This window comes from Salegentibacter agarivorans (assembly GCF_900113135.1).
GTDB classification, from domain to species: domain Bacteria; phylum Bacteroidota; class Bacteroidia; order Flavobacteriales; family Flavobacteriaceae; genus Salegentibacter; species Salegentibacter agarivorans.
Window position 1 is genome coordinate 96397 of the sequence record NZ_FOOH01000009.1, and the last position, 21422, is coordinate 117818.

The window sequence follows — 21422 nt, forward strand, 5'->3', positions numbered from 1 at the left end:
AACAATCGTGTGGTTTGTTATGCCCGAAATGCAGCTTTTATTTTGCTGTATTTTGGGCTTTTTTTTGCACAAATTGTTAATAACTTAAAACCCTTGTCAAGCTTCTTAGCCTATTAAAAATGTGCGTTTTGTTATATTTGTTCGTTATTCAAAATAGACGAATTTAATTAGCAAAATATATGAGCGAAGAACCCAAAAAACACAGTTATTCGGCCGATAGTATCCAGGCTTTAGAAGGTATGGAGCACGTACGCCTTAGGCCTTCAATGTATATTGGGGATACCGGTGTAAGAGGTTTGCACCATTTGGTGTACGAGGTGGTAGATAACTCTATAGATGAGGCTATGGCCGGCCATTGTGATACAATTAAAGTAACCATTAACGAAGACGGTTCTGTAACCACCGAGGATAACGGAAGGGGAATTCCAATAGACCTTCACAAGAAGGAAGGCGTTTCTGCCCTACAAGTGGTAATGACAAAAATTGGTGCCGGGGGTAAATTCGATAAAGATTCTTATAAAGTTTCCGGTGGTTTACACGGGGTTGGGGTTAGTTGTGTTAACGCACTGTCTACTTCTCTAAAAGCAACGGTTTACCGTGACGGACAAATTTGGGAACAAGAGTATGAAATAGGAAAACCGCTTTACCCGGTTAAGCCTGTTGGTGAAACCGATCTAAATGGAACGGTGATTACTTTTAAGCCCGATTCCAGTATTTTTCAGCAGAGCGTAGATTACAGCTATGAGACTTTGTCTAGCAGAATGCGTGAGTTAGCTTTCCTTAATAAGGGAATTCAAATTACACTTACCGATAAGCGTGAGGTTAATGAAAAAGGAGAATATCTTTCTGAGAGATTTTATTCTGAAGAAGGATTAAAAGAATTTATAAAATTCCTTGATGGGAACCGTGAGCCAATTATTGCGGATGTGATCGCGATGGAAGGTGAGAAGAACGATATCCCGGTTGAGGTTGCTATGGTTTACAATACTTCGTTCAATGAAAATCTTCATTCTTACGTAAATAATATCAATACCCACGAAGGAGGTACGCATTTATCTGGTTTTAGACGTGGTTTAACCACTACGCTTAAAAAATATGCCGATGCTTCTGGAATGTTGGATAAGCTGAAATTTGAAATCGTTGGAGATGATTTTCGTGAAGGTTTAACTGCGATAATTTCAGTAAAAGTTGCCGAGCCTCAATTTGAAGGACAAACAAAAACAAAACTTGGGAACAGGGAGGTAACTTCGGCGGTTTCTCAGGCGGTTTCAGAAATGCTTGAAAATTACCTGGAAGAAAACCCGAATGATGCCAAAACCATTATTCAAAAAGTAATTCTTGCGGCCCAGGCTAGAAATGCAGCCAAGAAAGCGCGAGATATGGTTCAACGTAAAACCGCAATGAGTATTGGCGGTTTGCCCGGGAAATTATCTGACTGTTCTGAGCAGGATCCTACTCAAAGTGAAGTGTTCCTTGTTGAGGGTGACTCTGCAGGTGGTACAGCCAAACAAGGTAGAGATCGTAGATTCCAGGCTATTCTTCCGTTAAGAGGGAAAATTTTGAATGTTGAAAAAGCGATGACGCATCGTGTTTTTGATAACGAAGAGATAAAAAATATTTACACTGCTCTTGGGGTTACTATTGGTACTGAGGAAGATAGTAAAGCTCTGAATACCGATAAATTAAGATATCATAAAGTAGTGATAATGTGTGATGCCGATGTAGATGGTAGTCACATTGAAACGCTTATTTTAACTTTCTTCTATAGATATATGAAAGAATTAATAGAAGGAGGTCATATTTATATTGCAACTCCACCTTTATATTTGGTTAAAAAGGGTAGCAGAAAACGCTATGCCTGGAGTGAAGAAGAACGTGATGAGATTGTTGAAAGTTACAGCGGTGGCGTACAAATTCAACGTTATAAAGGTCTTGGTGAGATGAATGCTGAGCAACTTTGGGATACTACTATGGATCCTGAAAGACGTAAACTTAGACAGGTAAATATTGATAATAGTAGTGAAGCCGATAGAATTTTCTCTATGCTTATGGGAGATGAGGTGCCGCCAAGACGTGAATTTATTGAGAAGAATGCTAAATATGCTAATATTGATGCATAATTGAGAATATTTTGAAAAGGAAAACCCGTAAGTGAGCTTACGGGTTTTTTTATGATTTTTTTAAACTTGTTTTAGGAGTGCTTTTTTTATTATTTTTACCGCCTAACTTAACACCTACTTATTTTGAAATTTCAAGCTAAATACCTCATTCTATTTATTTTATTTTCAGTTAATTCCTACGCTCAGGAGGGCGATGTTACAAAATTCGCAAATGAGATGCTGTATATTGCGGATGAATTTGCAGGACCTGCAGCCGAAGGGGTTGCTTATCAGGCCGGGGCCGGTTGGTTTACTTCAGCAACTGCTTTAAAACCATGGAAAGTAGAGATTTCCTTTCAGGGGAATGCTTTATTTGTTCCTTCTAACAGGCAATCTTTTACAATATCAAATGGTGATCTTGCGGGTGTTCACGAGAGCGGTGGTCCAATTTTGAGTCTTAAAGGAGATGAAAGTAATGCTGTAGTACCTACAGCCTTTGGTGGAGAAACTGATGTTTATTTTGAAGGAACTTTATTAGGAGAATCTTTTGAATTTCAGGCTCTCGAAGGCGTGAATAAAAGTGTGGTAGCATATCCTTTTGTTCAGGCTAATGTAGGTTTACCTTATGAAACAGAATTTTCGGCAAGATTTTTACCTCAGTTAACTGTAGATGGAGTAGCTATCACAACTTATGGTGCTGGAGTAAAACATAATTTCTCGCAATATTTTAAATTTAATAATGAAGAAGACTTTCAAGCCGCTGCTATAATCGCTTACAGTAAATTTGATGTAGAGTATGAATTTAGTCCTGTAAATATAGATAACGTAGTAAACTTGAATTTGGTTAACGTAAACTCTAACCTATGGATGGCATCAGTTATGGGATCTAAATTGTACGGCGATAGTTTTGAAGTTTTTGGAGCTTTAGGAGCAACAAACTCAAGCTTTAATTACGCAATGGGCGGTTCGGGGGTTGCTTTAGGGCCAATTAATTCGGCACTACGCGGTTTAGATCAAAGTCAGGCGCAATTTAAAGCCGATTTAGGTTTTAATTTGTATTTCGACCGTTTTAAGATTAGTACAATGGCAACTGCCGGGAAGTTTTTTCATCTTAATGCCGGTATGCATTTCAGAATATAAAACCCATAGTTTTAACCATATCTTATAGTAATACTATATCAATATTCGTATTTTTGGAATCAAATATTAATCGATTTAAATAAAATATAAGATGAAAGTTACTATAGTAGGAGCAGGTGCCGTGGGTGCCAGTTGTGCAGAATATGTAGCCATTAAAGATTTTGCTTCAGAAGTGGTTTTACTCGATATTAAAGAAGGAGTAGCCGAAGGGAAAGCAATGGATTTAATGCAAACCGCAACCTTAAACGGTTTTGATACTAAAATTACAGGAACTACAAACGATTATTCTAAAACTGCAGGCAGTGATGTGGCAGTAATTACCAGTGGTATTCCGCGTAAACCGGGAATGACACGTGAGGAACTAATAGGAATAAACGCCGGGATCGTAAAAGAAGTTTCTTCAAACCTTATTAAGCATTCTCCAAATGTGACCTTAATCGTGGTAAGTAATCCTATGGATACTATGACTTACCTTGTGCATAAAACTACCGGACTTCCAAAGAGCAAAATTATTGGAATGGGTGGAGCTTTAGATAGCGCCCGTTTTAAATATAGATTGAGTGAAGCTTTGGAATGCCCACCATCAGATGTTGATGGAATGGTAATTGGAGGTCACAGTGATACCGGGATGGTGCCACTTACAAGATTGGCAACAAGAAATTCGGTTCCTGTTTCAGCATTTTTATCTGAAGATCGTTTAAACCAGGTTTCAGAAGATACTAAAGTTGGTGGAGCAACCCTAACTAAGTTATTAGGAACCAGTGCCTGGTATGCACCTGGAGCTGCAGTTTCGGCTTTGGTTCAGGCTATTGCTTGCGATCAGAAAAAGATGTTCCCATGCTCGGCAATGTTAGAAGGAGAGTACGGATTAAATGATATTTGTATAGGTGTACCTGCAATTCTTGGAAAAGACGGACTTGAGAAAATTGTTGAGATCGAGCTTGATGATACAGAGTCTAATAAAATTAAAGAAAGTGCAGAGGGTGTGAATAAAACCAATGCCCTATTAGAACTATAAGTAGTTTTAAACTTGAATATATGTTAAAAAAGGCCGCAGAATTTGCGGCCTTTTTTATGTTTAAAAGTTAAATTATTCAAAAAAAAATTGTTGGCATTTCATTTTTGAAACCCTATATTTGTCCGTTTTTAAAATCGACCTAATTAATTATAACTTAAGGAATAATGCAGAACAAAGGACTGATTAAGGTTTTTGCAATTTTATTTGGGCTGGTATGTATATATCAGTTGTCTTTTACTTTTATTACCAATAATGTAGAAAGTGAAGCTGAAGATTTTGCCAGGCAAAGAATTAGCGAAAATGTAGAAGATTACTCGGCGTTGAGAGATGCTGAAGAAGAAAGGTATCTGGATTCGGTAGCGAATAATGAGGTAATTGCCGGTATCACATACAGTGACGCGAAAGACAAGGAGCTAAATAAAGGCCTTGACCTTAAAGGAGGAATTAACGTAATTCTTCAAATTTCGGTTAAAGATATTCTTGCCGGACTAGCGAATAATACCGACGATCCTGCTTTTAACCAGGCCATTGCTGAAGCTGATGCAGCTGCAACAGATAGCCAGGACGATTATATTGATCTTTTCTTTGAAGCTTTTAATAGTATTCCAGATGCTAAACTGGCATCTCCAGATATTTTTGCTAATAAAACCTTAAGTGACGAGATTAATTTTGATATGTCTAATGACGAGGTTGAAACCGTTATTAGAAGAAAAGTTGATGAGTCTATTACTTCTGCTTTTGAAGTATTGAGAAAACGTATTGATAAGTTTGGGGTAACCCAACCAAATATTCAGCGTTTAGGAAATTCAGGAAGAATTCTTGTTGAATTACCAGGTGCCAAAGATATTAATCGTGTACAAGGTTTGCTGCAGAGTACTGCACAACTTGAATTCTGGCACGTATATAAAAATACTGAATTAGGGAACTTCCTTGCTCAGGCTAATAATGTTCTTAAAAACGTTGTAGATAAAGAAAGTGAGCAAGCAGAAACTCAAGCTGATACTACGGCTGCTGCCGATAGTGATATTGATGAACTTCTTGCTGAAAGTGAAGATACTACAGATGTAGCTACAGGAAACAATCCTTTATTTGAATTAGTGCAAAGTCCAGGCTTCCAGGGAGGTCCTGTAATTGCATATTTTTCTGTACAGGATACCGCAAAAGTTAATAACTACCTTGAAATGTCTCAGGTAAGATCTATTCTTCCTGCCGAGCAACGTTACGCTAAATTTGCCTGGGGAATCCCGGAAGATGAAGAAGGTGTAGTTGGTCTTTATGCATTAAAAGGAAACCGTAACATGGAGCCGCCTCTTAGTGGTGATGTGATTACAGATGCTCAACAAACTTATGACCAAATGGGTCGTGTTGCAGTATCTATGCAAATGGACGGAAGAGGAGCTAAGGTATGGGAAGAAATGACCGGTCAGGCTTCAACCCAACAGAGCAATATAGCTATTGTTTTAGATAATACTGTTTATTCGGCTCCAGGTGTTTCAACCGGGCCTATTTCAGGTGGAAGAAGTGAAATTAGTGGAGATTTTAGCATAACCGAAGGTCAGGATTTAGCCAACGTGCTTAGAGCTGGTAAACTTCCGGCTTCCGCAGATATTATCCAAAGTGAAATTGTTGGACCAAGTTTAGGTCAGGAAGCTATAGACAGCGGGATTTGGTCTTTCGGGATCGCCCTCGTTTTTGTATTGATATGGATGGTATTTTACTATGGTAAGGCCGGTCTTTTTGCCGATGTTGCCCTTGCTGTAAACATCTTATTTATCTTCGGAATTCTTGCCGGTTTAGGTGCCGTGTTAACATTACCTGGTATTGCCGGTATTGTATTAACTATTGGTATCTCGGTAGATGCAAACGTACTTATCTTTGAAAGAATCCGGGAAGAGCTTGCTAAAGGAAAAATGCAGAAAGATGCGATTAAAGATGGATTCAACAATGCACTTTCTTCAATTTTAGATGCCAACATTACTACCGGTTTAACTGGTTTTATTCTATTAATTTTAGGAACAGGACCAATTAAAGGTTTTGCTACTACTTTATTAATAGGTATCGCAACTTCGTTATTTACCGCAATTTTCATTACCAGGTTATTTATTGATGGTTATGGTAAAAACGGAAAATCTTTAGAATTCGCAACCGGCGCTACCAAAAACCTTTTCAGAAATGTAAAAATTGACTGGCTTGGGAAACGTAAGGTAGCTTATGTAATCTCCGGAATTTTAATTATTCTAAGTGTTGGTTCTTTATTAGTACAGGGATTAAACCAGGGGGTTGATTTTGTTGGAGGTAGAACTTACACTGTTCGTTTTGATCAGGATGTGAATCCTACCGATGTTGAACAGGATCTTATCGCTGAATTTGGAAGTGCCGAAGCAAAAACTTTCGGGCCAAATAATCAGCTAAAGATAACTACAAAATATAAAGTAGATGAAGAGAGCACTGAAGTAGATAACGAGATTCAACAATCTATGTTTGATGCTTTACAATCTTACCTTCCGCAGGATCTTACTTTTGATGAATTTACTACAGGTGGAGCTGGGAAAGATATTGGTATTATGCAGTCTATGAAAGTAGGTCCAACTATCGCCGATGATATTAAGAACGACTCTTTCTGGGCTATCTTAGGATCACTAGTGGTAATATTCCTTTATATCTTATTACGATTTAGAAAATGGCAGTTTAGTATTGGTGCCGTAGCCGCAGTAGCTCACGATGTTATTATTGTATTGGGTATTTTCTCTTTACTCTACAAAGTGATGCCATTTAGTATGGAAATTAACCAGGCATTTATCGCTGCAATCCTTACGGTAATTGGTTACTCATTAAACGATACCGTGGTTGTATTTGATAGGATTAGAGAATTTGTAAACGAGCATACCAGCTGGCCATTAGGCAGAACGGTAAACAGCGCTTTAGATAGTACTATTAGCCGTACGTTGAATACCTCGCTTACTACCTTGATCGTTTTACTTGCCATCTTCATTTTTGGTGGAGAGAGCATTAGAGGCTTTATGTTTGCCTTGATCATTGGTGTGATTGTAGGTACTTATTCCTCTTTATTTATCGCAACACCTGTTATGTTTGACAGTGTGACCGATAAATCTAAGATCGAAAAGAAGAAGAAAATTGAAGAAGATTCTGAAGCAACTACTGCTTAAGATTTCTTTGGAAATAGATAAACTAAAAAGCGCTCCAAATGGGGCGCTTTTTTTATGGCTTGGTTTTGTTGAAATGGGGTTTTTGATTGCATAAACCTTAACGCCTTGAAATTGGGAAATCCAAGTGCAATTTTTTTATTCTAAAGTTCTAAATTAGAGAACTTTAATTATCTTTATTTTAGATTTTTTAAAATGAAGAGAATAGTTTCAAAAAAGACATTGAGAGAATTCTGGGAAAAGCATTCTGAATCAGAGCAATATTTAAAGACCTGGCATGAAACAGCTAAAAGTTGCAATTGGAGTTCTCCAAATGATGCAAAGAAAACTTATATAAATGCTTGCATTTTAAAAGATAATAGAGTTGTTTTCAATATTAAAGGAAACTCATATAGATTAATTGTGAAATTCAACTATGAAAGACAGTGGGCCTTTATAAGATTTGTTGGAACACATGCAGAATATGATAAAATAGATGCTAACACAATTTAAAAATTAGAGCTATGAGAATTAAACCTTTAAAAAACGAAGAGGATTACGAGAAAGCTTTAGAAAGGCTAGACGTAATATTTGATGCTCCAACTGATTCTGAGGAGGGGGATGAAGCGGAGATCCTTTCTATGATGATTAATAATTACGAAAATGAACATTATCCAATTGATGCTCCTGATCCTATTGAAGCGATAAAAATCAGAATGGAAGAAATGAATCTAAAACAAAAAGATTTAGTTGGAGTTATTGGAGGAAAAAGTAGAGTTTCAGAAATCCTGAATAAAAAGAAAAGATTGACAGTAGATATGATTAGAGAGCTTGAAGGAATTCTACATATTTCTGCTTCTGTTTTAGTATCAAATTACCAGTTAACGAAATAAAAAACCTGCATAGAACAACGGTTCGCTACAAATAGGTGGCAGCGATAGGAAGAAAATAGTTAACTTGATGAAGAAACCAATATTAAGTCGACAAATCTGCGTTCCCTTACTCCCAACTGCCAATAACCGGGATCATTCAGTGATAGATCAAAACAAAAAACTACAAAAGATTATAAAAAATCCCTGTGCTAAACTAATTCAGTAAATGAAATATTTAGCTTTAAAACTGAATCTATCCTTTAAGTATTTATCTTATCACCAACTTCAATATTCCAGTGGTCGGCAAAACCAATTTATTACTTAAAATAAAAAATTTGCTTCTGATGTAAATATGGTGCAATTTTACATCAAAAGGAATTATTATGCCCAGACAAAGTATTTCATTTACAAAACCAAATGATGAATGGTTAAAATCTCAAATTGAGAGTCTGGAATATTCAAGTAAAAGTGAATTGATTAATGACCTGATAAGACAGGTCAGAAATCAGCAGGTTCAAATTGATTGGATTAAAAGTAAATTAGAAAAAGCAGAAGAAAGCGGATTTACAAATGATAGTAAAAAACAGATTTTAGCACAATCAAAGTCTTTACTTAATGAGTAAGTATAGGTTAAGTAATGTTGCTAAAGAAGATTTAATAAGAATTCATCAATTTGGAGTACAAAGGTTTGGAGTCACTCATGCAGATATCTGTTTCGAAATATTTTTTGAATATTTCGAATTAATCGCAGAGCAACCTTTCTCTTTCGAAGCAGTTGATTTCATAAAACCTGGGTATAGAAGATGTGTATGTGGCGTTGATAGTATCTATTATCGCATAGAAAACGATATTGTAGAAATTATGGCAATAATCGGAAAACAGGATTTAAGCAATATTTAATCTAAAAATCGTTAAGAAGTACACTTTTTCAGAAAACTACAACACAAATTTCGGGTTCGATAGAAATACTTCTAATTCAATAAATGAAATATTTAGCTTTAAAACCTAATCTACCCGCTCAAAATCTATTTTATCCCCAACTTCAATATTCCAGTCGTCTGCAAGTCCTGCGTTTAATTCAAGTACAAATTGAGCCGGTTCTCCAGAGGGTAGTGAAGTTTCATCTTGCGGTTGCGCATTCTTTTGGAAACTCACCGCAGTACTATCTGAAGCGAAATATATAATATCTAAGGGGATATAGGTATTCTTCATATAAAAAGCCCTGGGCGCTTCATCATCGTAAATAAAAAGCATTCCCTGGTCGTCTTCCATACTCTCACGGTACATTAAACCCGTTTCTCTTTCGTAAGTATTATCGGCAATTTCAATATCAATTTGCTTTATTGTATCTCCGTTAGGTTTCAGCAAGGTTGCTTCGCCTTCTTTAGTGAAAGTTATTTCTTCGGTTTCAATAGGTTCTTCAACAGTATTATCATCCTTGCAGGAAGATAAGAATGAAACCGCTATAAGCGCTGATAAAATTATGGATTTACGTATCATACGGTTCTGGGTTTGGTAGGACGATACATAAAGTATAATCCGGCGATAATAAACGGAATACTAAGCCATTGCCCGGTATTTAATAACCAGGTGGTGCGTTCTTCTACCTGGGCTTCCTTTACAAATTCTACAAAGAATCTTACCGTCCAAAGTAAAACCAGGAACAAGCCAAAAAGATAGCCTACTTTATGGCGTTTTTCGGTTTTCCAGTATAAATACCATAGCAGGATAAAAATTAATAAATAACAAAAAGATTCATATAACTGTGCCGGATGCCTTGGAAAAGTTTCTCCTAAATTTGCGAAAATCACTCCATAATCTGAATTGGTGGGTTTTCCTATAATTTCAGAATTCATAAAATTTCCTATTCTTACAAAAATAGCCCCACTAGCTACCGGAATTACAATTCGGTCTAAAACCCAAAGTACGGGTTTGTCTAAAACGCGTTTACGGTAAAGGTACATTGCGATAATAATCCCAATAGCGGCACCGTGACTGGCCAAACCTCTAAAGCCGGTAAATTCAAATTCTGGTTCAAAACGAACCGGTAAGAATATTTCTAATAAATGATTTTGAAAATAATCCCAATCATAAAAAATAACGTGACCTAATCTCGCACCTATCAATGTGGCTAAAACCGTGTAAATAAAAAGCGAATCCAGTTTCTCTATCGAGACTTTTTCCCTTACAAAAATACTTTTCATAATGTACCAGCCCAGTCCAAAGGCTATCAAAAACATTAAACTGTAATAGTGAAGGGTGAAAAAACCTAAGTCTAAACCTTCTGAAGGGCTCCAGGTGATCGCGTTAAAAAGCATAAATTAAAATTGATTAGTAGGGTAAAGATACATATTTGCAAGTAGTTGCCCTATATTTTGGTTTCTGTTTTTTCAGGAACCGGGTCGTAGCCTTTTCCGCCCCACGGGTTGCAGCTAAAAATGCGTTTTAAGCTAAGCCAGCCACCTTTAAAAACACCAAAACGCTGTAAAGCGATTAGACTGTATTGCGAGCAGGTTGGATTATAACGGCAGGTTGCCGGTGTAAGCGGGGAAATAAAATTCTGGTAAAATTTCACCAACAGGATAAACGGATATGCTAACCATTTTTTAAGCATCGTTTTTCCTGTTTTATTAATTACTTAATAGTAAAAGTGGTACCTTCTTTTCCGTCTTTAAGCTGAATACCCATTTCCTGTAATTGATCTCTTATCTGGTCACTTAAAGCAAAATCTTTATTGTTTCTTGCTTCAGCACGCAGTTTTATAAGCAATTCTACGGTTGAAGAAAGCTTATCTGAAGTGTCATTATTTTCAGAAACTTTGTCTAAAAGGCCTAACACATCAAACATAAAAGCCGACATTGTTTTTTGCAATTCGTCTTTATCTTCTGAAGTGATCGTAGCAGCTTCTTCCTTGATGTTGTTGATCATCTTAACCGCATCAAAAAGTTTGGCGATTAAAATCGGGCTGTTAAAATCATCGTTCATCGCATCGTAGCAAGACTGTTTCCAGCTCTTAATATCTACGCTCGATTTATCTGAAACCGGAAGCTCATCTATAGCATGGTAAGCATCCATCAATCGGTTAAAACCTTTTTCACTGGCTTTTAATGCTTCATCTGAAAAATCCAGGATGCTACGGTAATTCGCCTGAAGCATAAAGAAGCGGGTCACATTCGGTGAAAATGGTTTATCTAAAACATCATTATTTCCAGAGAAAATTTCCTCGGGAAGAATATTATTGCCGGTACTTTTTGCCATTTTCTTCCCGTTTAAAGTAAGCATATTGGCGTGTAACCAATAATGAACGGGGTTTTTCCCCGTAGCCGCTTCTCCCTGGGCAATTTCGCATTCGTGGTGTGGAAATTTTAGATCCATTCCGCCGCCGTGAATATCAAATTCTTCACCTAAATATTTTGTGCTCATCACGGTGCACTCTAAATGCCAGCCGGGAAAACCATCGCTCCAGGGTGAAGGCCAGCGCATAATATGCTGTGGTTCGGCTTTTTTCCAAAGCGCAAAATCCTGCGGATTCTTCTTGTCACTTTGTGCAGCAAGTTCGCGGGTGTTAGCAATCATATTGTCAATATCCCTTCCGCTTAGCTTACCATAATGATTGGTTTCATTGAATTTCTTTACATCAAAATAAACCGATCCGTTTACCTCGTAGGCAAATCCTTTTTCGATTATGGTTTTAATGATCTCAATTTGCTCAACGATATGGCCGGTAGCCGTAGGCTCTATACTCGGCGGCAGGTTATTGAATTTTTGCAGAATATTATGAAAATCTATGGTGTAGCGTTGTACCACTTCCATAGGTTCTATTTGTTCTAAACGTGCTTTTTTGGCAATTCTATCTTCCCCGCTATCGGCATCATTTTCAAGGTGACCGGCATCGGTAATATTTCTTACATATCTTACTTTATAGCCTAAATGTTTTAGGTAGCGAAAAACCAGATCAAAAGAGATAAAAGTTCGGCAATTACCTAAATGAACATTACTGTAAACAGTAGGGCCGCAAACATACATTCCAACGTTTCCTTCGTTTATGGGTTTAAAGACTTCCTTTTCCCCCGTCATAGAATTGTACATTTTCAAGCTTTGTTCCTGGTATAGCGCCATAGATAGTTAGTTGTTGGTTATTAAGAAATAGAATTTTTTAAAAAGTAGTGTCTAATTTTATATAGTCAAGGAATTCTCTTTTTACAGATTTTTCTTTGAAAGCTCCGCCAAATTCACTGGTTACGGTGCTACTGTCTATATCTCTAATTCCGCGGCTGTTTACACAGAGGTGCTTGGCATCAACAACACAAGCAACATCTGGAGTACCCAAAGCTTTTTGTAATTCCTGAACAATTTGCATCGTCATTCGCTCCTGTACCTGTGGTCTTTTTGCGAAATAATCTACAATTCGGTTCATTTTTGACAGTCCAATAACCCTACCTTTAGAAATATAGGCTACGTGGGCTTTTCCAACGATAGGAAGTAAATGGTGCTCACAGGTAGAATAAACGGTAATGTTCTTTTCTACCAGCATTTCGCCATATTTATACTTATTTTCAAAAGTAGATGCAATGGGTTTTTTTTCAGGATCTAATCCTGCAAAAATCTCATTTACAAACATTTTTGCCACACGTTGTGGAGTTCCTTTTAGGCTGTCATCTGTAAGATCCAGGCCTAAAGTTTCCATAATATGTTTTACATCTTTATTGATGAGCGCTACTTTTTCAATATCGCTCAATTCAAAAGCATCTTCACGAATAGGGGTTTCTGCACTGCTGCCTACGTGGGCATCTCCCTGCTCATCAATTTCATTCAAAATTTTATCTATTTTCATACCGTTTTTACAATAATAGTCGTAAACCGATTGTTTGGCTTGCAAAGATACATATTTAATAGGTTTTTATGTAATCATAAAAGCCGGGGTTTAAATAGATATTTGTTATTTTGTAACTTCTAGAACTTATTATGAAACAAGAAACCCTACTTCTTTTTTGTATAATTCTTCTTTACGGGAGTTTTAGCGTTTTTGGCCAGGGTAGTTCTTGTGAAAATCTAGATCCATTTTGCGCCGGAGACGAGGAGCTTGTTTTTCCTAATTCTAATACAACAAACAGTAATATTGTAAATGGGCAACCGGGACCAGATTATGGCTGTTTGCTTTCGCAACCTTATCCTGCCTGGTTTTATTTGCAGGTAGAAGAAACCGGAAATCTTCGATTTGATATTTCTCAATTTCAAAATGAAGATGGTGGCGGTTCTCAATACGATGTAGATTTTATTGTGTGGGGACCTTTTGACCGTACTGAAGATTATTGTACAGACGATTCTTTAAGCGAACTAAATATTGTAGACTGCAGTTACGAACCCGATACCGTAGAACAAATGTTTATCCCAAATGCTGAGGAAGGACAGGTTTACGTGGTTTTAATTACTAATTATGAAGAATTGCCCGGGTTTATAAGTTTACGGCAAACAAATTCAGATCAGGCTAATTCCGGTTCTACAGATTGTGGGATTTTAGACGAAGTGTTGGGGCCAGACAGGTTTCTATGTGGGCAAAATGAAACAACTTTAGATGCTACTACAGATGGGGTAGAGCGCTACGAATGGTTTAGGTTTGATAATACCACAAACAATTTCGAGATAATTGCTAATGAAGAAGATCCTACCTTAACCATAACAAATTCTGGACGTTATAAGGTGATTGTATATGAAAATATTACGGGACAGGCTGATGAAGATGAAATTGAAGTTACGTTTTATAGTGAGCCCGTTGCTAATACTCCAGAAGATCTTTACCTCTGTGATCCCAATCAAACCACTATAGATTTAAGCGCTGCCTCAGCCGAAATTCTGAATGGAAATTCCGCTGAAGAAAATTACAGGGTGAATTTTTATGAATCTATCCAGGAGCTTGAAGCTGAAAATCCTATTTCTAATCCCACTGCATTCCCGGTAGAAGAGTCCCGGGAAATTGTTGCTCAGGTAGAAGGAACCGAAAGCGGTTGTCTTTCAAACGAGGTTATTTTCAATGTAGAATTGACTTTTGTGCCGGAAAACTTTCTACCGGCAGAAAGCGTGATTTGTGTAGATGTAGACGGAACTGTGCTTGATCAACAAGGAATAGGCGAAGATTTAGGTACCGATTATACTTACGAGTGGATAGCCGGGGGGAATACAATTAGTACCGAAGCGGTTTTAAATTTCACTGAAACTCCCAATTTTAATAGTGTAAGTCTTATAGTGACCGATATTCGCTCTGGTTGTACCATAGAATTTAACACTACTTTACTTGTTTATTCCCGCCCCGAAACGGTTGAGGTAGAGATTGAAGGAAGTGATTTTACCGGCGGTTATATAATTAGTGCCGAAGCAACTCCTGGGCCAGGAAATGAAACCACTTATGAATATAGTGCTGATAACGGTAATTGGCAGGGAAGTACAGTTTTTAGAAATTTAGACCCTGGAAATCATACCATTAGTGCCAGAGAAATTAATGGCTGTGGAATTACAACTTCTGAAGAATTCTACCTGGTTGGTTATCCGCGTTTTTTTACCCCAAATTCTGATGGGTATAACGATACCTGGAATATTGAAAATACCACTGAAATTCAGATTAAAAAACTCTATGTTTTTGACCGCTATGGGAAACTGATTAAAGAGTTAACTCCCGGAGGCGCAGGCTGGGACGGCACTTACAATGGTAGAACCTTGCCCGCAGACGATTATTGGTTTAGAGTTGAATTTGAAAAAGATGGTACCAACGATCATTTTGGCGCCAATTTTACACTGAAAAGATAATAAGTTGATAGAAAAATAAAAGAGCTCCTCACCTTTTTTCAAAGGGAGGTGGTCTCAGGTCGGAGGGGTGATTTTTAAAAATTTTATTTTAATTATTAAATGTTTAACCACCCCTTTCCTCAGCTAAAGCTGAATCCGTTTCCATCCTTTTAACGAGGGGAGCTGTATATCTTTGTATTACAAATAATTCATCCCCAACAATTCCTCTACATAACTTCTGGAATTAGAAAGTCTCGGGATTTTATGTTGCCCGCCCAGTTTATCATTTTTCTTAAGCCAGTCGTAAAATAATTTTTCACGTGCCTGGTGAATTTTAGGCATATTCAGCGTCATATTATTATAACGTTTTGCTTCATAATCGCTGTTTACCTGTTGCAATGCCAAATCGAGTTCGTATTTGAATTTCTCAAAATCCCGTGGCGGATTTTTAAATTCAATAATCCACTCGTGCGCACCTTTTTCTTTGCCTTCCATAAAAACAGGCGCTGCGGTATAATCTACAATTTCGCAATTGGTAACTAAAGAAGTCTTTTTTAAGGCTGCTTCAGCATTTTCAATAATTAATTCTTCCCCAAAAACATTAATATGGTGCTTGGTTCTTCCGGTTACTTTTATACGGTAAGGACTAGTAGAAGTGAACTTAACGGTATCGCCTATCTTATAGCGCCATAAACCTGCATTTGTGGTTATTACCACCGCATAATTTTTCCCGGTTTCAACTTCGGCCAGGGGAATTGCTTTTTCATTTTCGCTTCCGTAACTATCCATAGGAATAAACTCGTAGTAAACTCCGTAATCCAGCATTAACAATAATTCTTTGGAATCGTTTTGGTCCTGGCAGGCAAAAAATCCTTCAGAAGCATTATAGATCTCGTAAAACCTGAAATCTTCTTTGGGTAATATCTTTTGATATTGCGGAGCATAAGGATCAAAACTTACCCCACCGTGAAAATAAACTTCTAAGTGAGGCCACACCTCAAATAGATTTTCTTTTCCTGTGGTTTCTAAAATATTATTCAGTAAAACCAGCATCCAACTGGGAACCCCGGCAAGGCTGGTCACATTCTCTTTAATAGTTTCGTTAACAATCGCCTGCATTTTCACTTCCCAATCGTTCATTAGGGAAACCTCGTTGCTGGGCGTGCTGCTAAACTCTGCCCAAAATGGCATGTTGGCAATTAAAATCGCCGAAAGATCGCCGTAAGCCGTACCGTTATTTTTGTAAATTTCTTTACTGCCACCTAACCTTAAACTCTTTCCCGTAAATAACTGGGATTGAGGATTGTTATTTAAATACATGCAAAGCAAATCTTTGCCTGCGTTATAATGACAATGTTCCAGGGAATCCTCACTAACCGGAATAAATTTGCTTTTAGCGCTGGTGGTGCCGCTGGATTTTGCAAACCATTTTATAGGCGTAGGCCAAAAAATATTGGTTTCTCCCTGCCGGCTGCGTTCTATGCAAGCCTGGTAATCTTCATATTGCTGAATAGGTACCCGGCTCGCAAACTGGCTGTGGTTTTTAATTTCTGAAAAGCCATACTTTTTGCCAATTTCGGTATTTTTTGCTTTAGAAAGCAAATGTCTAAGTAGCTCGTCCTGAACTTCGTGGGGGTATTTTATAAACAACTCCATTTGATGAATTCGCTTCTTGAGAAACCACGAAGCAATGGAGTTTACTAATGGAATTGGCATTATTCTTTATATCTTTATCGCTGACAATGCTTCAGCTGTTTGGCTGGCTAAAATTAATTTAAACTTCGAAGCTTACAAATCAACTTCGGTTAAAAATAGGGAAAAAAAGATGAGATACGAAGGGGTGTTTAGAAAAATGAGAACTGAGATCACCGATAAGGTGCAATATTACCTCATTTTTGAGGAAGACTTTATTAATATGAACCAGATTCTCGGGAAGAAAATAAGCCTTAATTTTCTTCGATTTCAGTGTTTAAACTGTGGATTGCAAAAGAAAATTTTCCGCCAGGGGTATTGTTACGATTGTTTTACTTCCATTCCGCAAGCCGGAGATTGGATTATGAGTCCCGAACTTAGTAAAGCACATTTAGATGAAGAAGATCGAGACCTGGATTTCGAAAAAGAAGCTCAGTTGCAACCGCACGTGGTTTACCTGGCAAATTCCAGCAATGTAAAAGTTGGAGTAACCCGAAAAACGCAAATTCCTACGCGTTGGATAGATCAGGGAGCGCACGAAGCCATTGAAATTGTAGAAGTTCCCAATAGATATCTCGCCGGAATAACTGAAGTGGCTTTGAAAAGTCATGTTTCGGATAAAACCAATTGGCGGAAAATGTTGACCAATGAAGTTTTGGATCTGAATCTGGCGGAAGAAAGAGATAAACTTAAAGAGTTTATTCCCGACGAAGCCAAAGAATATTATCTGGGCGATAGAAAAGAATTAGAAATTGAATTTCCGGTATTAGAATTTCCGAAAAAGATTAAAACTCTCAATTTGGGTAAAAACCCATTCTACGAAGGGGTTTTAAAAGGAATTAAAGGACAATATTTAATTTTTGAAGACGGTACCGTTTTTAACGTCCGGGCCCACGAAGGTTTTGTAGTGGAGTTGGGTGTGCTTTAATTTAAAAAAGCTGTGAAAACACGTCATGCTGAATTTATTTCAGCATCTAACATTTAGAAAAGTTTATTCCTGAAGATATAATATAATAAACCCTCCCAGATTTCTGAAATTACTAAAAATCTGTGAGGGTTTAATTTTTTAATTGCTTGTCGTATCCTTTTTCTGAGTTCTGTTTTTCAGAATTCCGCCTAAAATATTCCGGGCAGCATCTTTAACCTGCTCTTCCTGACTTTTTGGGGTTTGGTCAGTTTTTGGGGTTTGGGTTTGTGTAGAATCCTGAGAAGTAATGCTATCATTTTGTGGCTTTTGATTTCCACCGGTTTGCTTATTAATAATATCTCTAATTGCATCCTGCCCGCGTTCTTTAAGGTTTTCTTTTTGTTTTGCAACAATTTTCTGGGTAAGATTGCTAACCGCCTGCTCCATATTGATATTTATCTGCGGATTTTGAAAAGTTCCTTTTAAACCTATTGGCAGCGCTACTACCATATTCTTAAGTTCATCTCCACTTAATCTGCTAAGGGCATTACCTACCTGACTTCCCAGCATTCTTGCAGGCACATCGAGACTCAGGTTGTAGTTCATATTCATATCAAAGCCGTGGCCCCCGGAAACTTCTACATTTACGCCCTTTACATCAAAATTAAAGGGTTCAATTTGCACCATTCCATCATTAAAGGTCAAACGTGTTTTAAGTTTGTCCAGGTCAATATCCTTTAAATTTATAAAGTCTAACTGCTGGTCTAAACGTGAAAGTAAAGCAAGTTGTTCAGGATTTACCTCTGCAGTTAGTATTTCCGCCAGTGCATTCCCGGCAAGGGTTGATAATTGCGGAGTAAGATCGTTATTTAAATTACCGTTTAACTTAAGGCTGGTCTGTAATTTACCCTGTAAAGCCTGGGCTACCGGTGCGAGGCCCTGTAACATCTCCAATCCGTTAAAAGATTCTGCGATATTGAGTGCGTTTAGCGCCAGGTCCATATCAAAAGTTGGTGTTGCTCCTTTAGTAGAAACATTTCCTGCCAGCGCGATATTTCCACCAAAAATATTGGTTGTGATGTTTTGTAAAGTGGCGGTTTCATCGCGTAAGATAATAGTTCCTTTAGCGTTTTTAAGTTCCAGGTTATCATAGATTACCGTGTTTACATTAAACGCAAGTTCGGTATCTAAAAATGAAGGAATTTTTACCGCTTCATTGGTGCCCGGAGTAGAAATTTCTCCCGGAGTATCTTCTGGTTTGGTTTCGCTCTGAGATTGATTTTTGGTTTCAGCGATCATAAAATCGTTGATGGCAAAAACATTAGAATTTACATTGAAATTTCCTTTTAAATTTTGTTCAGTAAACAAAAAGCCCATTAGGTTTTCAATATTTCCCGAAGCTGTAATATCTGTCTGCCCCGTGGTAAGTTTTAATTCAGGTACGCGAACATTACCCTGATTAAAATTCAATCTCGCATTAGCGATCTTTACCTCGTTAGGAATTTCTGGCGATTTATAACTGAAATTTCTAATGCTTGCCGTACCGCTACTTTTTACATTTTGATATTGTTCTTTTTCAATAGAATTCATATCAAATTGCGTGGTAACATCGGCGGTTAAGATTCCATTGAGATCTTGTTCCAGTTCCAGCGGATAAGCCTGGTCTAGGTTCGCTAAGTTTAAAGTCCCCTGCAGCGCCATATCAACTAACATATTTCCCATTAGGTTTTTTATGCTTCCGTTGGTGGCAAACCTGTCCTGGTCTATTCTAAAGGTTACATTATCAAAAGTGAGGTAAGTATCTTCAAGTATCCCGGTCTCGTTTAATATCTGGAGATCTATGTTGATGTCCTGAACACTTTTTGGTAGATCTGGATATTTAAAGGAGGCATTATCTGAGCTCACTTTAATATCCATTTTTGGAATATAGGTTTCGTCTACAATTCCCTGAATTTTCCCATTAACAATGAAATCTCCACTAGTTTCTACATTTTCAATGTTTTTTGCGTAGGTCGCAGGAATTACCGCTAAAAAGTTTTTAAAGTCTGAAGAAGGCGTTTGGAAACTTAGATCTATCTCGTTATTATCTTCATTCACCTGCACAAACCCTTCAAATGTTAACGGCAACTGATTGATAATTGCTTCGTTCTCAAGGAAAGTATAACGCATATTTTCCAGATCCATCTGGATCACGGCATCAAGGGAAACCTTGTTTCGGTTCAGGTAATTTGTTCCATCGTAATCTAGAGAAACCAGGGCGTTAGATTTAGTGTCCAGTTCGCTTTCAGCTAAAGAAAAATCTCCGGTTCCTTCGTGATGCAACTCTTCTACATCCAGTAACAGTTTCTGGCCTTCGTCTAAATATTTTACCCGGGAATTATTGATCTCGTAATGTTTAAGATCGAAACTAAATCCCGTGGAAGCGGAGTCGGAAGCTACAGCGGTAGTATCTTCAACTGCAATATCGTAATTGGCATTGCCAAGAGAGTCCACTTTAATATTTAGATAAGTGTTGTTGACTTTTATATTGTCTAAAATTTTAGGTTCATCGGCACCTTTAAATAATTCTTTAATAGACATTTCCAGTTGCGCTTCCTCCCCAATCGCAAGCGTATCGCCTTTAAAAGGTTCATTATTGATCACGCTGAAATTCTCAATTACCACCGTAGCTTGCGGGAAACTCCTAAAAAAGCTAAGGCTTATGTCGCTAAATTCAACCTGTGCATCCACACTCTCATTGGCCGTTTTTCGAACATAATCTTTTATTTGTGATTCAAACAAAAATGGAGCGGCAACCAGTATTACTACAATTACCAGCAATACAATTCCAATTATTTTTAATGCTTTTTTCATTTCTTAAAAATTTTTATTCCAATTTTAGATTAAACACAAGCTCCAAATTTTATCCTGTGAATTACCAATCTTTGGGTCCAGCAGCATGTTGGTTTCATTTCTATATTATTTAATTCAAACCAATTAAGCTGGTTTATTTAAATTAATCATATTTTAATTCTTCGCCTTGCTTCAATTTAAATCGCTTTCTAAAAGCAAAGACCGAAGCGTAGAGCAGCGGAGTATCCAGCGCGGCAACGATTACTTTAAATAAAAATCCGCTAAGTAAAAGTGCGCCAAATAAGTCCCATTCAATTTTATTAAAACTACAGAGCAAAAACAAGACCGAAAACGTATCTACAAACTGCGAGAGAAAGGTAGAAAAGTTATTCCGGAGCCATAAATGTTTTCCTTTGGTCAATCTTTTCCAAAAATGGAATAAGTGAATATCTATATACTGTGCCAATAAATAGGCAACCATTGAGGCAAAAACGGCAATAGTGGTAGCGCCAAAAACCTGTGTAAACAAAGCGTCGCCTATGGGAGACCATTCGGTAGCGGGCACGGCATCTGCAGTGTAAATTATCAACAAAGAAAAGAACGAAGCAAAAATTCCCGTGGTTACTACCTGGTTGGCTTTTTTCTTACCGTAAATCTCGCTAATAATATCGGTGATCAAAAAAGTAACCGGATACGGTAAAATTCCAACAGAAATTTCAAATGTATAGAGCCCAAAAAAATCCCAGCTAAAGAATTTCTGAAATATTAGGTTCGAAACAACCAATGAGGCGATAAAAAGCCCGGCCAATATTAAATATACGCGCTGTGCCGCAAGTTTGTCTTTCAGTAAAAGTTTAGCCAAATTTATTTTTTAAGTCTTCCTACAAAATTAGGGGTATGTGATTTTGTTTTACTTAATTTGCTGTGAAATTTACAGGA

General features: G+C 37.4%; 18 protein-coding genes. 10 read left to right on the forward strand and 8 right to left on the reverse strand.

All coding sequences use genetic code 11. The annotated features are described in order from the left end of the window. The first annotated feature begins 179 nt into the window (after positions 1-179). From gyrB to BM084_RS08565, 8 genes are all read left to right on the forward strand, one after another. A complete protein-coding gene (gene gyrB / locus BM084_RS08530) occupies positions 180-2120 on the forward strand; it encodes a DNA topoisomerase (ATP-hydrolyzing) subunit B (protein WP_093304288.1) in 1941 nt (646 codons plus the stop codon). A 123-nt stretch (positions 2121-2243) separates the two neighbouring features. Next, positions 2244-3239 (forward strand): DUF6588 family protein, encoded by a 996-nt coding sequence (locus tag BM084_RS08535; RefSeq protein WP_083634115.1) that lies wholly within the window; start codon positions 2244-2246, stop codon positions 3237-3239. A 91-nt stretch (positions 3240-3330) separates the two neighbouring features. Continuing rightward, positions 3331-4257, forward strand: a complete 927-nt coding sequence (gene mdh, locus BM084_RS08540) for a malate dehydrogenase (protein WP_093304291.1) — start codon at positions 3331-3333, stop codon at positions 4255-4257. 164 nt (positions 4258-4421) lie between these two features. Next, positions 4422-7424, forward strand: coding sequence for a protein translocase subunit SecDF (secDF, locus tag BM084_RS08545; protein WP_075324882.1), 3003 nt, complete (start codon positions 4422-4424; stop codon positions 7422-7424). Between the two features lie 192 nt (positions 7425-7616). Next, entirely contained in the window at positions 7617-7913 is a 297-nt protein-coding gene (locus tag BM084_RS08550) for a type II toxin-antitoxin system HigB family toxin (protein WP_093304295.1), read from the forward strand. Between the two features lie 11 nt (positions 7914-7924). Beyond that, positions 7925-8293 (forward strand): helix-turn-helix domain-containing protein, encoded by a 369-nt coding sequence (locus BM084_RS08555; protein WP_093304298.1) that lies wholly within the window; start codon positions 7925-7927, stop codon positions 8291-8293. 362 nt (positions 8294-8655) lie between these two features. Next, positions 8656-8895, forward strand: a complete 240-nt coding sequence (locus BM084_RS08560; protein ID WP_093304303.1) for a ribbon-helix-helix domain-containing protein — start codon at positions 8656-8658, stop codon at positions 8893-8895. Next, positions 8888-9172 carry a type II toxin-antitoxin system RelE/ParE family toxin gene (locus BM084_RS08565; RefSeq protein ID WP_093304306.1) on the forward strand — a complete coding sequence of 95 codons (285 nt, stop codon included), beginning with the start codon at positions 8888-8890 and terminating at the stop codon, positions 9170-9172. The genes BM084_RS08560 and BM084_RS08565 overlap by 8 nt, the downstream gene beginning before the upstream one ends. A gap of 105 nt (positions 9173-9277) precedes the next feature. Here the strand turns inward: BM084_RS08565 and BM084_RS08570 are convergent, their stop codons facing one another. The 5 genes from BM084_RS08570 to folE are packed head-to-tail and all read right to left on the reverse strand — an operon-like array spanning position 9278 to position 13106. Next, positions 9278-9772 (reverse strand): DUF192 domain-containing protein, encoded by a 495-nt coding sequence (locus BM084_RS08570; protein WP_075324878.1) that lies wholly within the window; start codon positions 9770-9772, stop codon positions 9278-9280. Next, on the reverse strand, positions 9769-10590 hold the full coding sequence (gene lgt / locus BM084_RS08575) for a prolipoprotein diacylglyceryl transferase (RefSeq protein WP_075324877.1): 822 nt from the start codon (positions 10588-10590) through the stop codon (positions 9769-9771). The genes BM084_RS08570 and lgt overlap by 4 nt, the downstream gene beginning before the upstream one ends. Positions 10591-10640: 50 nt before the next feature. Beyond that, positions 10641-10886: a membrane protein insertion efficiency factor YidD gene (gene yidD, locus BM084_RS08580; protein WP_075324876.1), complete on the reverse strand. Its 246-nt coding sequence runs from the start codon at positions 10884-10886 to the stop codon at positions 10641-10643. A 20-nt stretch (positions 10887-10906) separates the two neighbouring features. Next, positions 10907-12391, reverse strand: a complete 1485-nt coding sequence (gene cysS, locus BM084_RS08585) for a cysteine--tRNA ligase (protein ID WP_075324875.1) — start codon at positions 12389-12391, stop codon at positions 10907-10909. 37 nt (positions 12392-12428) lie between these two features. Then, positions 12429-13106, reverse strand: a complete 678-nt coding sequence (gene folE / locus BM084_RS08590) for a GTP cyclohydrolase I FolE (RefSeq protein ID WP_075324874.1) — start codon at positions 13104-13106, stop codon at positions 12429-12431. Positions 13107-13237: 131 nt separating this feature from the next. On the opposite strand from folE, the gene BM084_RS08595 reads away from it, so the two are divergent. Next, a complete protein-coding gene (locus BM084_RS08595) occupies positions 13238-15073 on the forward strand; it encodes a T9SS type B sorting domain-containing protein (protein ID WP_093304309.1) in 1836 nt (611 codons plus the stop codon). 177 nt (positions 15074-15250) lie between these two features. Here the strand turns inward: BM084_RS08595 and BM084_RS08600 are convergent, their stop codons facing one another. After that, a complete protein-coding gene (locus BM084_RS08600) occupies positions 15251-16768 on the reverse strand; it encodes a GH3 auxin-responsive promoter family protein (RefSeq protein ID WP_075324872.1) in 1518 nt (505 codons plus the stop codon). Positions 16769-16877: 109 nt separating this feature from the next. Here BM084_RS08600 and BM084_RS08605 point away from each other — a divergent pair, with 109 nt between their 5' ends. Further along, positions 16878-17672, forward strand: coding sequence for a DUF2797 domain-containing protein (locus BM084_RS08605; RefSeq protein ID WP_093304348.1), 795 nt, complete (start codon positions 16878-16880; stop codon positions 17670-17672). Between the two features lie 138 nt (positions 17673-17810). On the opposite strand, the gene BM084_RS08610 is transcribed toward BM084_RS08605, so the two are convergent. Both BM084_RS08610 and BM084_RS08615 read right to left on the reverse strand, forming a co-directional pair. Continuing rightward, positions 17811-20504, reverse strand: coding sequence for an AsmA-like C-terminal region-containing protein (locus tag BM084_RS08610; RefSeq protein WP_075324871.1), 2694 nt, complete (start codon positions 20502-20504; stop codon positions 17811-17813). A 142-nt stretch (positions 20505-20646) separates the two neighbouring features. Beyond that, entirely contained in the window at positions 20647-21345 is a 699-nt protein-coding gene (locus tag BM084_RS08615; protein ID WP_075324870.1) for a queuosine precursor transporter, read from the reverse strand. Between the last annotated feature and the right edge of the window lie 77 nt (positions 21346-21422).